A 12,020-nucleotide genomic window follows, 5' to 3' on the forward strand; every position below is an offset into this window, starting at 1 on the left:
AGCCGGTCCGGATCGTCGAGATCGCACCCGGCATGGTCAAGACCGAGGAGTTCTCGCTGACCCGCTTCCGGGGCGACGCCGAGCGTGCCGAGAGGGTGTACGAGGGCGTCCCCGACCCGCTGACCGCCGACGACATCGCCGATGTGATCACCTTCGCCGTCACGCGTCCGTCGCACGTGAACATCGACCGGATGGTCGTCCGGCCGCGTGCGCAGGCCGCCCAGCACAAGGTGCATCGCGTTCCCTCGACAACGTGAGTCCCGTGGGGCACGTGAGGAGCCGGCCGATCGGGACGATCACCCGGGGGACCACCGGGCACAACCGGCTGCGGCGGTCCGACCGGTGGATCGCCGCCGTGCACGGCCCGCTGCTCCGGTCGGCCGCGCGACCTCTGGTGGTGGATCTCGGCTACGGCGCCTCCCACATCACCACATGTGAGCTTTTCGGCAGGTTGCGCCGGGTGTGCCCGACGGTTCAGATCGTGGGCATCGAGATCGATCCCGAGCGGGTCGCCGCGGCCAAGCCGTACGAACGGGAGGGCGTGTCCTTCGTGCGCGGCGGCTTCGAGTTGCCGGTCGACCGGCCGCCCATGGTCGTGCGCGCGTTCAACGTGCTCAGGCAGTACGGCGAGGCCGAAGCCTGGGCGCACTGGGACCGGCTGCGCGCCGGGATCCACCCCGCCGGAGTGATCGTCGAGGGCACCTGTTCGGAGATCGGCCATCGGGCGGTGTGGGTCACGCTCGGCGCCGAAGGCCCTCGCACACTGACCTTCGCGGCACGGTTCAGCGGCTTCGGGCAGCCATCGGAACTGGCCGAACGGCTGCCCAAGACGCTCATCCACCGCAACGTGCCGGGTGAGCGGGTGCACGCCTTCCTCGCCGACTGGGACCGGGCGTGGGCCGCCTGCGCCCCCTTCGGCGCGTACGGCCACCGCCAGCGCTGGATCAGGGCGGCCGAGTCGCTGGCCCGGGACTGGCCCGTGGCGACGGCATCCCCGACGGGTGGGACCGCGCGCTGGCGGCTTGGCGAACTCACCCTTCCCTGGCGCGCCGTGGCCCCCTGACTCCCCGTCGCGGCGCCGAAGGTTGTCGGCAGCCGTGGCGCCTGCTCCGCCCTGCTCGCGACGGACAGCACTGGTGAAACACTCCCTAACCGAATGCTTACCTCGTTTCCGCCAAGCTCTCCTCGAACACGGCATAGGCTGCGGAATCGAACAGCACGAACCGCACTTCGTTGACGGACGACCCCGGCGACAAGGCCTGCCGTACCGTCGAGAGGGCGACCCGGGCCGCGTCGCGCATCGGCCACCGGTAGACCCCGGTGGAGATGGCGGGGAACGCCACCGTGGCGGCCCCCAGCGATACGGCGACGTTCAGCGACTCCCGGTAGCAGGAGGCGAGCAGATGCGACCTGTCCTCGCCACGCGAGTAAACGGGCCCCACCGTGTGGATCACCCATCTGGCCGGCAGCAGCCCGGCGGTGGTGGCCACGGCCTGGCCGGTCGGCAGGCCGTCCGGGTAACGGGACCCGCGCAGTTCCCGGCACTCGGCCAGGATGTCGGGGCCGCCGCGCCGGTGGATCGCCCCGTCCACGCCGCCGCCGCCCATCAGGGACGAGTTGGCCGCGTTGACGATCGCGTCCACCCGCTGCTCCGTGATGTCGCCGCGGACGAGCAAGACGTTCATGGCTCCTACCTCTCTACGGTGCGTAGTACTACTACGGGTAGCCTTGAGGATGTGAAGGGACTCGGCGAGCTTGAACGCACCATCATGGACATTCTGTGGGCGCGGAGCGCCCCGTTGACAGCCCGCGAGGTCGGGCGCCTCATCGAGGACCGCGACCTCGCGCCGACCACCGTGATGACCGTGCTCGACCGGCTCTCCCGCAAAGGCTTCCTGAACCGCACGAGGGATGGGCGGGCCTGGCGTTACCAGCCCGCGGCGAGCCGCGACGCCTACGTCGCCGAGCTCATGCTCGAAGCCCTCGACCTGACCGGTGACCGCGACGCGGCGCTGACGCGCTTCGCCCAGGCAGTGTCGGGCTCCGAGGCGGAGATCCTGCGAAGAGCCCTCACGGAGCTGGAGGACCATTGATCGCGGCGGCTGTCCTCGCGGCGCTCGCCACCGCCTGCGTCCTGGCGGCGGAGGCGCTCATTCGGGCCAGGTGGACCTGGCACGCGCCCCGCACCGCCATCCTGCTGTGGCAGTCGGTCGGCGTCACGTGGGGGCTGGCCACCACCGGCGCGCTGCTCGCCTACGCGCTCGAGCCGTACGGCAGGGGCGTGGTCCACGGCCTCGCCGGGGTGCTGACGACGTTCAGCTACGGGGTGCACGACCTGCGCGACCTGGTCAGGCTGACCGCCCTCGTGGCCGGTCTGGCGCTTCTGGCCCTTCTCGTGGCGCTGCCACTCACCGCCGGAGCCCAGACGCTGCGCGCCCGGCGCCGGCACCGCGAGCTGCTCTCGCTGATCGCCCGCGACGAACCCGCGGTCCCCGGCGTGCGCGTGGTGGACTTCCCGGGAGCCGCGGCTTACTGCCTGCCCGGGCTGAGGTCAGAGGTCGTGATCAGCAATGGGACGCTGAGCCTGCTGTCCCCGGACGAGCTCCACGCGGTGCTGGCACACGAGAGCGCGCATGTGCGGGAGCGGCACGACCTCGTGCTGCTGCCGTTCGCCGCGCTGCGCCGCGCGCTGCCCTGGTCGAGGCTGATCCGGGACGCGCAGGCATCGGTGGAACTGCTCATCGAGATGGCGGCCGACGACCGCGCCCGGCGGCAGTGCAGCCCGCGGCGGCTCGCCACGGCGCTGCTGCGCTTCGGGACCGCGACCGCCACGCTCCCGACTCCGGACGGCGCACTCGGCACGCTCGGTGGTACGCCCGCGGGCCCGGCGCGGATGCCGGGCAGGCCGAAGAGCACCGCCGGAGCGAACGTGATGGCCAGGGTGAACCGGCTCGTACGGCCGGAGGCCACGATCCCGGCCCCGCACCGCTTCCTCATCCTGACCGGCTCTGTCGTGCTGACGGCCTCGGCACTGTTGCTGTGGCTGATTCCTGGCTGATTCTTGGGTGCTAGCTTAAGTTAATCGCCGGGTTTGCAATTGCAAGCACCAGGAGGCAGACTGGAGACATGGAACTGCCCAAGGTCGGCTCGCTCGGCGAATACATCCGCCAGCAGCGGCAGCAGGCGAAGATCTCGATCCGCCAGCTCGCCGCGCAGGCCGGCGTGTCCAACCCGTATCTGAGCCAGGTGGAACGGGGGCTGCGCAAGCCGAGCGCCGAGATCCTGAACCAGATCGCCAAGGGCCTGCACATCTCCGCGCAGGCGCTGTACGTTCAGGCGGGCCTCATCGAGGACCGGCAGCCGGACAGCGATGTGCTGGCCGCGATCCGGGCAGACGTCACACTCACCGGGCGGCAACGCCAGGTGCTGATCGACATCTACGAATCGTTCCGCAAGGAGAACCGGGCCGAATCCGCTCAGCCGCCGCAATCGGCTGAGCATCTCGGGGACGACCCGGTTCCCTCGCGCGACGGCATTACACCGGAAGTAAAGGAAGGATAGCCCATGACCCTCGCAACGCAGGTTAAAAGGATCGCGGATTCCAAGCCGTTCTACGCGCTCGCCGGTGTCGGCGACTTCGCCGTGGAGCGGACGCGGGAGTACGCGTCGACCGTCCAGGGCAAGGCCGAGACGGTGGCCAGGGACTTCCCGGAGAAGGCACGGGAGTACGCCGACGCCGCCACCACCCGGTTCACCCGGTTCTATGACGACCTCGCCGTCCGAGGCCGGAGGATCGTCAGCAAGGTGACCGGCGAGACCGCCCTGGAACTCGAGGACGTCTCGGAGAGGGCCGAGCCCGCCGCCGCGCCCGCTCCCACCGGCGAGACCGCCGCCCGGCGCCCGGCCGGCACCCGCGCCAAGACGACGACCCAGTCCTGAGGCAACACAGTCATGAAGCGACACAGCCCTGAGGCGACACAGCCCTGAGGCCGCCGTTCGCGTAGGACCCGAGGCCCACGCAGTCACCCGGGACCCGGGATCCTTCCCAGGCGTGAAACGGCCCGCTTCCCGAGATCCGGGAGGCGGGCCGCTCCTTTGCGTGCCGGGCTTTCAGAGATCGGGGGATCGCGATCACGTCACCTCGATCACGCTGACGACACTTGTCGCCCGGGGACATTAGTCTGGGGGGCATCAAGGGACCATGACCGTCTGGGAGAGTCCATGTTCGGCCCGGTGAACAGCATCCTGAGCCTCATCTTCTGGTTGCTCTCCATCGCGGCGTTCGTGATGTGCGCCTGGGCGCTCATCCACGCGCTGCGCATTCCCACTCGCGCCTTCCCCGCGGCGGGCAAGCAGACCAAGCCGCTCTGGCTCATCATCCTGGGCTTCGCGACGCTGTTCACTTTCTCGGGCGCAGTGGGCTACTTCGGCGGGGGGATGCCGAACCTCTTCACCATCATCGCGGTCATCGCCGCCGGCATCTACCTGGCCGACGTGAAGCCCGCGGTGAACGAGTACCGCGGGGGCGGCGGCAGCCAGGGGCCGTACGGTCCCTGGTAAGTCACCGACGGCGGGTGGTCAGAGCCAGTCGCGGGCGCGGAACACCCGGTAGAGCACCACCGACACGAGCACGATGGCCAAGGTGGACGTCAGGAACCCCCACGGGGCGCCGAAGCCGGGAAACGGGATGTTCTGCCCGTAGAAGCCGGTGATCATTGTGGGCACGGCGATGATGGCCGCCCAGCTCGTCACCCGCTTCATGATCATATTCATCCGGTTTCCCTGCATGGTCAACTGCGCCTCCCGGACGTTGCCGAGGAGGTCGCGCAGCGACTCGGTCCATTCGGAGGCACGCAGGACCTGGTCGTACACGTCCTGGAAGTACGGAGCCAGCGCACCGTCGCCGATCTCCTCGTTCCGCCGCAGGAGCGTGTTGACCACCTCCCGCATCGGCATGACGATCCGGCGGAGCGTGACCAGGCTCTTGCGCAGCTCGTACGTGCGCCGCTGCTCGTCGGGGCCGACCGGCCGCTCGTCGAACACCATCTCCTCGAGCGCCTCGATCTGCTCGTCCATCGCCTCGACCGTGTCGAAGTGGCTGTCCACCACGTAGTCGAGCAGCCCGTGGATCAGGAAGGCCACGCCGTGTTCGGCCAGGCGCGGCGACGCGTCCCAGCGCCGGACGACCTCGTCGATGGCGAAGTCGTCGGAGGTCCGTACGGTGACCAGTGCGTGACCCGTGATGAACACGGCCACGTCGGCGACCTCCAGCCGTCCCGACTCCGTGTCGAAGCGGGCGGCGTAGACGTTCAGGAACTTGTGGCTGTCGTAGACGTCGAGTTTCGGCCGCTGTTTGCGCTGCAGGGCGTCCTCGACCGCCAACTCGTGGAGCCCCAGCTCCTCGCTGATCGCGCGCAGGTCGTCCTCGGTGGGCGCGTGCAGGTCCACCCACACGACGGCGGACGGATCCTCCAGGTGATCCGACACGTCGGCGACCGGAAACCCTTCGGCCGTCAGGACCCCATGCCGGTACAGGCGCGTACGTGCCATGACCGAACAGCCTACGGCCGAGGACTAGCGCCGGACGTTCACGATGACCACGTCCGGTGCGATCTCCGCCGCCCGCCACGCCCGATCGCAGTGACCGGGGCGGCTCACGCCTGACGGACGCGGATCTCGCCGACCGGCTCGCCGCCGCCGAACAGCGGCATGGTGGCGAGTCCGGCCAACTCCGGCGCGTCCAGTCCGACAGCGCGCAGCGCGGCGACCGTCACCGGTGTACGGGCCCGGTCGCCGCCATCCACGATCTTGATGGCGCCGGCCCGGCCGTCGGAGAAGGCGAAGGCGTTGAACGCCTCGGCGCCCACCTTCACCAGCAGCCCGGGGATCGCCCGCATGAGCTCCGCCTCCGGCCGTGCCGTACCACTCGTCCACTGGGGGTGGGCGCGCATGGCGTCGGCGATCCGCCGTTCCGGGCTGCCGGGGGCGGCCACCGGGAGCCGGCGGAAGGCGCGTACGACACCGGCCATCGAGACGAAGAACAGCGGGGCGCCGCAGCCGTCCACGCCGGTCGCCGCGACCCGTTCTCCGGTGAGTTCCTCGACCGTCGCCCTGATCGCCCGCTGCAGCGGGTGCCCGGGACGCAGGTATCCCTCGGTCGGCCAGCCGTTCACCGCACACGTGACGAGCATCGCCGCGTGCTTGCCCGAACAGTTCATGTAGATCCTGGCGGGCGCGCCGTGCTCCCGGACGATCCGATCGCGCGACGCCCGGTCGAGAGGCATGTCCTCGGGGCAGCCCAGGGCGGACTCGTCCAGCCCCACCCCGGCCAGGATCTTCCGTACGCCGTCGATGTGGAAGGACTCCCCGCTGTGGCTGGCGCAGGCGAGCGCGAGCAGTTCGTCCTCGAGCGGCAGGCCGCAGCGGGCCATGGCCAGCGCCTGAAGCGGCTTCATCGCGGAGCGGGGAGAGGTGAGGCTCTCCGTGTCGCCGTGGACCAGGACCGGCGAACCCTGCGCGTTCACCACGTGCACCCGCGCCCGGTGGACGGACTCGACGAACCCGGAACGGGCCACCTCGACGATCAGTTCAGACATAGTGGGCAGTTTATGAAGCCGGTCGGCATGGCAGAATTCGGGGCCATGCGTGCTGTCGTTCAGCGGGTCGGCTCCGCGTCAGTAGTGGTCGAAGGCAAGGTCGTCGGCGCGATCGACGAGCCGGGCCTGCTCGTGCTCATCGGCGTCACCCACACCGACGGGCGGGCCGAGGCGGCCAGGCTCGCCGCCAAGCTGTGGGGGCTGCGCGTCCTGCATGGCGAGAAGTCCTGTTCCGACGTGGCCGCGCCGCTGCTCGTGATCAGCCAGTTCACGTTGTACGGCGACGCCCGCCGGGGCCGCCGCCCCACCTGGCAGGCGGCGGCGCCGGGCCCGGTGGCCGAGCCACTGGTCGAGGCCGTGATCGAGGAACTGCGGACGTTGGGCGCCCGGGTGGAGACCGGGGTGTTCGGCGCCGACATGAAGGTCTCGCTGACCAACGACGGCCCGATCACCCTGATCCTCGAGGTCTGATCCCGGCCTCGTCAGCGGAGGCGGCGGCGCAGCGCTGGGTCGATCTTGACGTTCCGGCCGGCGTCCGGGGGGACGACGACCTCCTGCGCGGCGGCCACGCCGCCCGCCAGCAGATCGATGTCCACCGGCACGGTCCGCTTCACGACGGCCAGGGCGATCGGGCCCAGCTCGTGATGGCGGGCCGACGAGCCGACGAACCCGAGCTGACCCGGCTCGGCGGCCCCTTCGACGGCCGCCTCCGGCTCGGCCTCCACCGGCTTGCCGACGCCGAGCGTCACGGGCGCACCGTGCGGCGGCAGCACGTCCACGCTGCCGTCCAGATGCAGGAAGACCAGCCTGCGCGGCGGGTGGCCGAGGTTGTGGACCCTGGCGACCGTCTCCTGGCCCCGATAGCAGCCCTTGGTCAGGTGTACGGCGGCGCCGATCCAGCCGACCTCGTGCGGGATCGTCTTGTGGTCGGTCTCGAAGCCCAGCCGCGGGATGTGCGCCTCGATTCGCAGCGCCTCGTACGCCCAGAGCCCGGCCGGCCGCAGACCCAGGTCGGCGGGGAGGCCGGCCAGCCGGTCACGCGGCACCAGCAGATCGCCGCCGACCGTCACGATGCCGTCGCCGACCATCGCCACCGCATCCGCGGCGCCGGGCGCGGTGATGGAGACCACGGCGTAATCAGAGCTGACGTCGGCCACCTCGACCCGCAGCGTGAACCGCATCTTCTCCAGGAAGGCGACCAGCTCTCCGGAGGTGCCCGGCTCGACATGGCCCCAGATGGCCTCGCCGTCGTCCACCAGGGTCAGGTGGTGCTCGACCCGGCCCTGCGGGTCGAGGAACAGGGTCTCGGTGGGGGCGCCCGGTTCGAGGGTGTCGAGCTTCTGTGAGCTCAGGCTGTTGAGCCAGCTCAACCGGTCGGGACCGGAGATCCGTACGACTTCCCGGTTGCTCCGGTCGACGAGCGCCCGCCCGGCCGCGAGCGCGCGCTGCTCCCCGTACGGATCACCGTAATGCGCGGCGACCGAATCGTCCGGCGTCTCCCCGGCGACCGCCCCGGGTGTGTCAAGCAATGGGCTCCGCATGGCTCAAGGCTACCCGTGGGGTGCGCCGTGCGGATCAGCGGCAGCCGCGGCAGTGCCCGAAGACGGTGAGGTGCCGGACATCGGTGACGAAGCCCAGCTGCTCGTCGAGCGCGGACACCAGGCCGTGAACGAGGTCGGGGGCGACCTCGGTGACCTCACCGCAGCCCCGGCAGACCAGGTGCACGTGATCGGCCTCGGAGGCGAGATGGTAGGTGGGCGCGCCGTGGCCGAGGTGGGTGTGGGTGACCAGCCCGAGCTCTTCGAGCAGCTCCAGCGTGCGGTAGACGGTCGAGATGTTCACGCCCCGGGCGGTCTCCTGCACGCGCGAGCAGATCTCCTCCGGCGTGGCGTGCCCCATCTCGGTGACCGCCTCCAGCACGAGCTGCCGTTGGGGAGTGACCCGGTAGCCCCGCGCGCGCAGCTCCTCGTGCCAAGTCTCGACCATGACCAGAGTTTAGGTCGTGTTTCACGAGTCATGTCCTGCTGCGCGCGGCCAGATCGCCATACGTTACATATCCGGGCGAATCCCGCCACAGATAATCGTTTGCCCGGCCCGGGGCGGCTCGCATACGGTGCAGATACGCAGAAGGGAGGTGGTCCAAACAATGGTTGATCATTATTGGGCTAGCGAGGTGGCTGTCCGCTAGGCGGCGCCCATCGGGACCTTCCGTCCGGATGTCGTACGACGTCTGGCGAATCCACAACAGTCACCGGAACCCCGGGCGGCCGGCGGCCGAGCACGTTTCGCGTCCTCGGCCATGGTCCAGCCGGCCCGCCTCTCAGAGAGATCCTCTCCAGAAGAGCCTCTTGAGAAGCGGAGCACGCCCGGGGTTCTTCCATGCCTCAGGCGTCGGCTCCGGGGTCGAAGTCGGCGACCTTCTTGAGCTCGGCCGACGCGTGCGACTGGAGCGGTTGTCCGACCGCCGCCATGTCATAGGCGTACATGAGGTTGCCGTTCACCAGGCCGTAGAGCCGGTGGCCCGCGCTGTACTCCTTGGACGTCACGGTGCGCGCGACGATGTCGGTGCGCAGCTCGATCTTGTGGAAGACGACCTCGCCCACGTAGATCTCCACGATGCCGGTGGGATGGGCGATGCAGACCTCCAGTTGGCGCTCGGGCAGGATCCGCCAGAAACCAGACTCCCTGGCCAGCGGGCGGACCTTGACGCCCTCGGCGTCCAGCAGCCAGGTCCGGCTCTCGTAGGTGAGGAACGGCTTTCCGTTGTGCCCGAACACCACCTCCTGCCCGAAGTTGGCGCTCTCCATCGTCGGATAGCCGATCACACCGGCCCCCTCCCAGCGGCCAAGGAGGAAGGCGATCGACTCAAGGTCGGGATGTTGGTCCATGCGAATGAGCTTAGGTCGTGTTTCGCAAGCCATGTCCTGCTGCGCGCGGCCCAGATGGCGTCGGCGTAACTCGCCTCGCACGTAGAGGCATTTATCCCTACTTGTACGGCACGCGACGCCGTCGCCCGAAGGCTCAGGGGCTAGGCTGCGAGCATGGCACGATCACTGGTGATCAAGGTGACCGCCGGGGCCGACGCACCCGAGCGGTGCAACCAGGCGTTCACCGTCGCGGCGGCCGCCCTGGCCGCCGGCGTACCGGTCTCGCTCTGGCTGACGGGCGAGTCGTCGTGGTTCGCACTGCCCGGCCGGGCCAAGGAGTTCTCCCTGGCGGAGGCGCCGCCGCTGCAGGACCTGCTCGACGCGATGCTCGCGGGAGGCAGGGTCACACTGTGCACGCAGTGCGCCGCCCGCCGCGGCATCACGGTCGACGACCTCATCGAAGGCGTGCGGATCGCGGGGGCCTCGACGTTCGTCGAGGAGATCCTCACCGACGGCACCCAGGCCCTCGTCTACTGAACTCGTCTACGGAACTCGTCTACGGAACTCGTCCGCCGAGGCCGGACGCAGGCGGCCCGGGCTGCAAGGCTCAGGCGGGGGGCAGCACGGCTGTGAGGCGCTCCTCACGCAGCCGCTGGTACCAGCTGTCGTCGATCGGCGTGAGCGGCCCGACGACCCAGCTGAGCAGCAGGTCCGCGAGGGCCGGGTTGCGAGCGAGCGCGGGGCCGTGCAGGTAGGTCCCGATGACCCTGCCCGCGTAGCAGCCCTCCGTGCCGTCGCCGTTGCCGGTCCCGACGATCGTCCGGGAGAGCGGGCGCACGCCGGGCCCAAGCCTGGTGACGCCCATGTGGTTCTCGAATCCGGTCAGCCTGGGCAGGCCGCCCAGGGCGGGGTCGACGTCGGCGGCCAGCTCACCCACCGCGCGCCGCTCACCCCGGCCGGAGCTGATGTCGAGCAGGCCGATGCCCTCCACCGGCCGGCCGTCCTCACCGCCGAACACCGAGCCCATGATCTGGTAGCCGGCGCAGACCGCCAGCAGCGCCGCGCCGCGCGCCACCGCCGTACGCAGCCCGCCGTCCCTGCGCAGCCGTTCGGCGCCGAGGATCTGCGGCCGGTCCTCACCACCGCCGAGCAGGTAGATGTTCCCCTGCTGCGGCACCGGATCGGCGGAGCGGACGTGGATCGTCCTGGTCGCGATGCCCCGGGCCCGGGCGCGGTGCTCCAGCACCAACACGTTGCCCTGATCTCCGTAGGTGCTGAGCAGGTCCGGATAAATCCAGACAATGGACAGTTCAGATTGCACGGCCGAACTCCGCTCGAATCTGCTGGAACGCGGTGTAGTTGGCGATCACATCGGCCCGGCCGGGCGGCACGAGCGCCATCGCCTGCTGGAACGAGTCGCAGACCTGGAACGGCACGCCGGCCACGGCGAGCCGCAGCGCCAGGTCGAGACGCCGCTCACCGGCCACCAACACGGGACGGCCGGCCAGGACCCGGTAGTCCACGTCCCAGAGCCAGGAGGTGTCACGGCCGTCGGGTCCCTGAGCGTTCACCGACAGGATGATCGGCAGCGCGGGATCGGCGACATCGAACGCCTCCAGCCAGCCGGCCGGGTTCTTGGCCAACAGCAGCCGCAGCGCGCGGCCGTCGCGCTCGACCATGGTGTAACGCCCGGCGACCGAGGTGACCATGCGCAACCTGGGCAGGGCCCTGGCCGGATCGAGCCAGAACGCCTCGGTGACCGCCAGCGCCATCGCGGCGTTCGACCGGTTGGCCTCACCGGGAAGCTGGATGTCGAGCCGCCAGCGGGCGCCGCGCGGGTCGATGACGTCCTCCCCGTCGAGCACCCAGCTGGGCTCGGGGCGGCGGAAGGGGCACTCGCGGCAGGCCCAGGCGGCCCCGGAAGCGGAGCGGTCGAGCGGGCCGCCGCACTCGGGGCAGCACCAGGAGTCCTCGCGCCAGCGCTGCCCGGCCGCCACCCACGTGACCTGGGCGGCGGTGGAGGCGCCCCAGGTCACCAGCGGGTCGTCGCAGTTGGCGATCACATGCGCCGGCTTTCCACTGAGCGCCCTGCGCCACTTCTGCGCGAGCTGCCAGATCTCGCCCGCCCGGTCCATCTGGTCACGGCTGAGGTTCATGAGGCAGACGATGCCGGCCTGGGTCGTGTCGAGCACCTCGGGCAGGTACTTCTCGTCGACCTCCAGCACGCCGTACGGCGCGTCCTTGGCTGAGGCGAGCGCCGAGACATGCCCGGCGGGCATGTTGGCGCCGAACGCGTTGGTCGCGACCTCGCCGAGCTCCTGCAGCGCAGAGGTGATCAACCGGGTCGTGGTGGTCTTGCCGTTCGTGGCGCTGACCAGCACGAGCTTGCGGTCCGCCGCGAGCTTGCGCAGCAGGTCGGGCTCCAGCATCAGGCCGACCCTGCCGCCGATGACCGAACCGTCACCACGCCCGGTGGCCCGGGACAGCGTCGCCGCCGTACGGCCCAGGGCGCTGGCAAGCTGCGCCCGCAACGGAAGCTGACTCATGCCCGTGATCC

16 protein-coding genes and 1 pseudogene are annotated in these 12,020 nt (G+C 70.2%); 9 read left to right on the forward strand and 8 right to left on the reverse strand.

What is annotated here, in order from left to right:
• Positions 1-257: pseudogene (locus Mth01_RS28345) on the forward strand (oxidoreductase); the annotation flags it as partial.
• Positions 258-271: 14 nt separating this feature from the next.
• A complete protein-coding gene (locus Mth01_RS28350) occupies positions 272-1,063 on the forward strand; it encodes a class I SAM-dependent methyltransferase (protein ID WP_239090074.1) in 792 nt (263 codons plus the stop codon).
• Positions 1,064-1,160: 97 nt separating this feature from the next.
• Here the strand turns inward: Mth01_RS28350 and Mth01_RS28355 are convergent, their stop codons facing one another.
• Complete coding sequence (locus tag Mth01_RS28355; RefSeq protein ID WP_204019029.1) at positions 1,161-1,685, reverse strand: O-acetyl-ADP-ribose deacetylase; 525 nt, start codon at positions 1,683-1,685, stop codon at positions 1,161-1,163.
• Between the two features lie 51 nt (positions 1,686-1,736).
• On the opposite strand from Mth01_RS28355, the gene Mth01_RS28360 reads away from it, so the two are divergent.
• The 5 genes from Mth01_RS28360 to Mth01_RS28380 all read left to right on the forward strand — a co-directional run bounded on the left by Mth01_RS28360 (position 1,737) and on the right by Mth01_RS28380 (position 4,560).
• Complete coding sequence (locus tag Mth01_RS28360; RefSeq protein ID WP_204019030.1) at positions 1,737-2,093, forward strand: BlaI/MecI/CopY family transcriptional regulator; 357 nt, start codon at positions 1,737-1,739, stop codon at positions 2,091-2,093.
• Positions 2,090-3,058: a M56 family metallopeptidase gene (locus Mth01_RS28365; RefSeq protein WP_204019031.1), complete on the forward strand. Its 969-nt coding sequence runs from the start codon at positions 2,090-2,092 to the stop codon at positions 3,056-3,058. The genes Mth01_RS28360 and Mth01_RS28365 overlap by 4 nt, the downstream gene beginning before the upstream one ends.
• Positions 3,059-3,126: 68 nt before the next feature.
• Positions 3,127-3,561, forward strand: coding sequence for a helix-turn-helix domain-containing protein (locus Mth01_RS28370; protein WP_204019032.1), 435 nt, complete (start codon positions 3,127-3,129; stop codon positions 3,559-3,561).
• Between the two features lie 3 nt (positions 3,562-3,564).
• Positions 3,565-3,939, forward strand: coding sequence for a hypothetical protein (locus Mth01_RS28375; protein ID WP_204019033.1), 375 nt, complete (start codon positions 3,565-3,567; stop codon positions 3,937-3,939).
• 282 nt (positions 3,940-4,221) lie between these two features.
• Positions 4,222-4,560: a DUF2516 family protein gene (locus Mth01_RS28380; RefSeq protein ID WP_204019034.1), complete on the forward strand. Its 339-nt coding sequence runs from the start codon at positions 4,222-4,224 to the stop codon at positions 4,558-4,560.
• 18 nt (positions 4,561-4,578) lie between these two features.
• Here the strand turns inward: Mth01_RS28380 and Mth01_RS28385 are convergent, their stop codons facing one another.
• On the reverse strand, positions 4,579-5,550 hold the full coding sequence (locus tag Mth01_RS28385; protein WP_204019035.1) for a magnesium transporter CorA family protein: 972 nt from the start codon (positions 5,548-5,550) through the stop codon (positions 4,579-4,581).
• A 104-nt stretch (positions 5,551-5,654) separates the two neighbouring features.
• The gene (locus tag Mth01_RS28390; RefSeq protein ID WP_204019036.1) at positions 5,655-6,596 is read right to left on the reverse strand and encodes an asparaginase; all 942 of its coding nucleotides are present in this window, start codon (positions 6,594-6,596) and stop codon (positions 5,655-5,657) included.
• Positions 6,597-6,641: 45 nt separating this feature from the next.
• Here Mth01_RS28390 and dtd point away from each other — a divergent pair, with 45 nt between their 5' ends.
• Entirely contained in the window at positions 6,642-7,067 is a 426-nt protein-coding gene (dtd, locus tag Mth01_RS28395; RefSeq protein WP_204019037.1) for a D-aminoacyl-tRNA deacylase, read from the forward strand.
• 11 nt (positions 7,068-7,078) lie between these two features.
• Here the strand turns inward: dtd and ygfZ are convergent, their stop codons facing one another.
• From ygfZ to Mth01_RS28410, 3 genes are all read right to left on the reverse strand, one after another.
• Positions 7,079-8,137, reverse strand: a complete 1,059-nt coding sequence (gene ygfZ, locus Mth01_RS28400) for a CAF17-like 4Fe-4S cluster assembly/insertion protein YgfZ (RefSeq protein WP_204019038.1) — start codon at positions 8,135-8,137, stop codon at positions 7,079-7,081.
• Positions 8,138-8,171: 34 nt separating this feature from the next.
• Complete coding sequence (locus Mth01_RS28405) at positions 8,172-8,582, reverse strand: Fur family transcriptional regulator (protein WP_204019039.1); 411 nt, start codon at positions 8,580-8,582, stop codon at positions 8,172-8,174.
• 398 nt (positions 8,583-8,980) lie between these two features.
• Positions 8,981-9,484 (reverse strand): FABP family protein, encoded by a 504-nt coding sequence (locus Mth01_RS28410; RefSeq protein WP_204019040.1) that lies wholly within the window; start codon positions 9,482-9,484, stop codon positions 8,981-8,983.
• A gap of 153 nt (positions 9,485-9,637) precedes the next feature.
• Between Mth01_RS28410 and Mth01_RS28415 the strand changes: the two genes are divergently transcribed.
• Entirely contained in the window at positions 9,638-10,000 is a 363-nt protein-coding gene (locus Mth01_RS28415; RefSeq protein ID WP_204019041.1) for a DsrE family protein, read from the forward strand.
• A 70-nt stretch (positions 10,001-10,070) separates the two neighbouring features.
• On the opposite strand, the gene Mth01_RS28420 is transcribed toward Mth01_RS28415, so the two are convergent.
• Positions 10,071-10,784 carry a type 1 glutamine amidotransferase gene (locus Mth01_RS28420; protein WP_204019042.1) on the reverse strand — a complete coding sequence of 238 codons (714 nt, stop codon included), beginning with the start codon at positions 10,782-10,784 and terminating at the stop codon, positions 10,071-10,073.
• Positions 10,774-12,009, reverse strand: coding sequence for a MurT ligase domain-containing protein (locus tag Mth01_RS28425; RefSeq protein WP_204019044.1), 1,236 nt, complete (start codon positions 12,007-12,009; stop codon positions 10,774-10,776). The genes Mth01_RS28420 and Mth01_RS28425 overlap by 11 nt, the downstream gene beginning before the upstream one ends.
• Positions 12,010-12,020 lie beyond the last annotated feature (11 nt).

This window comes from Sphaerimonospora thailandensis (genome assembly GCF_016863115.1).
Lineage (GTDB): Bacteria > Actinomycetota > Actinomycetes > Streptosporangiales > Streptosporangiaceae > Sphaerimonospora > Sphaerimonospora cavernae.

Bases quoted from the DNA above. Each gene is read 5' to 3' on its own strand.
- Mth01_RS28355 (WP_204019029.1), bottom strand. From the start codon at position 1,685: ATGAACGTCTTGCTCGTCCGCGGCGACATCACGGAGCAGCGGGTGGAC.
- Mth01_RS28370 (WP_204019032.1), top strand. From the start codon at position 3,127: ATGGAACTGCCCAAGGTCGGCTCGCTCGGCGAATACATCCGCCAGCAG.
- Mth01_RS28375 (WP_204019033.1), top strand. From the start codon at position 3,565: ATGACCCTCGCAACGCAGGTTAAAAGGATCGCGGATTCCAAGCCGTTC.
- Mth01_RS28380 (WP_204019034.1), top strand. From the start codon at position 4,222: ATGTTCGGCCCGGTGAACAGCATCCTGAGCCTCATCTTCTGGTTGCTC.
- Mth01_RS28385 (WP_204019035.1), bottom strand. From the start codon at position 5,550: ATGGCACGTACGCGCCTGTACCGGCATGGGGTCCTGACGGCCGAAGGG.
- Mth01_RS28390 (WP_204019036.1), bottom strand. From the start codon at position 6,596: ATGTCTGAACTGATCGTCGAGGTGGCCCGTTCCGGGTTCGTCGAGTCC.
- dtd (WP_204019037.1), top strand. From the start codon at position 6,642: ATGCGTGCTGTCGTTCAGCGGGTCGGCTCCGCGTCAGTAGTGGTCGAA.
- ygfZ (WP_204019038.1), bottom strand. From the start codon at position 8,137: ATGCGGAGCCCATTGCTTGACACACCCGGGGCGGTCGCCGGGGAGACG.
- Mth01_RS28405 (WP_204019039.1), bottom strand. From the start codon at position 8,582: ATGGTCGAGACTTGGCACGAGGAGCTGCGCGCGCGGGGCTACCGGGTC.
- Mth01_RS28410 (WP_204019040.1), bottom strand. From the start codon at position 9,484: ATGGACCAACATCCCGACCTTGAGTCGATCGCCTTCCTCCTTGGCCGC.
- Mth01_RS28415 (WP_204019041.1), top strand. From the start codon at position 9,638: ATGGCACGATCACTGGTGATCAAGGTGACCGCCGGGGCCGACGCACCC.
- Mth01_RS28425 (WP_204019044.1), bottom strand. From the start codon at position 12,009: ATGAGTCAGCTTCCGTTGCGGGCGCAGCTTGCCAGCGCCCTGGGCCGT.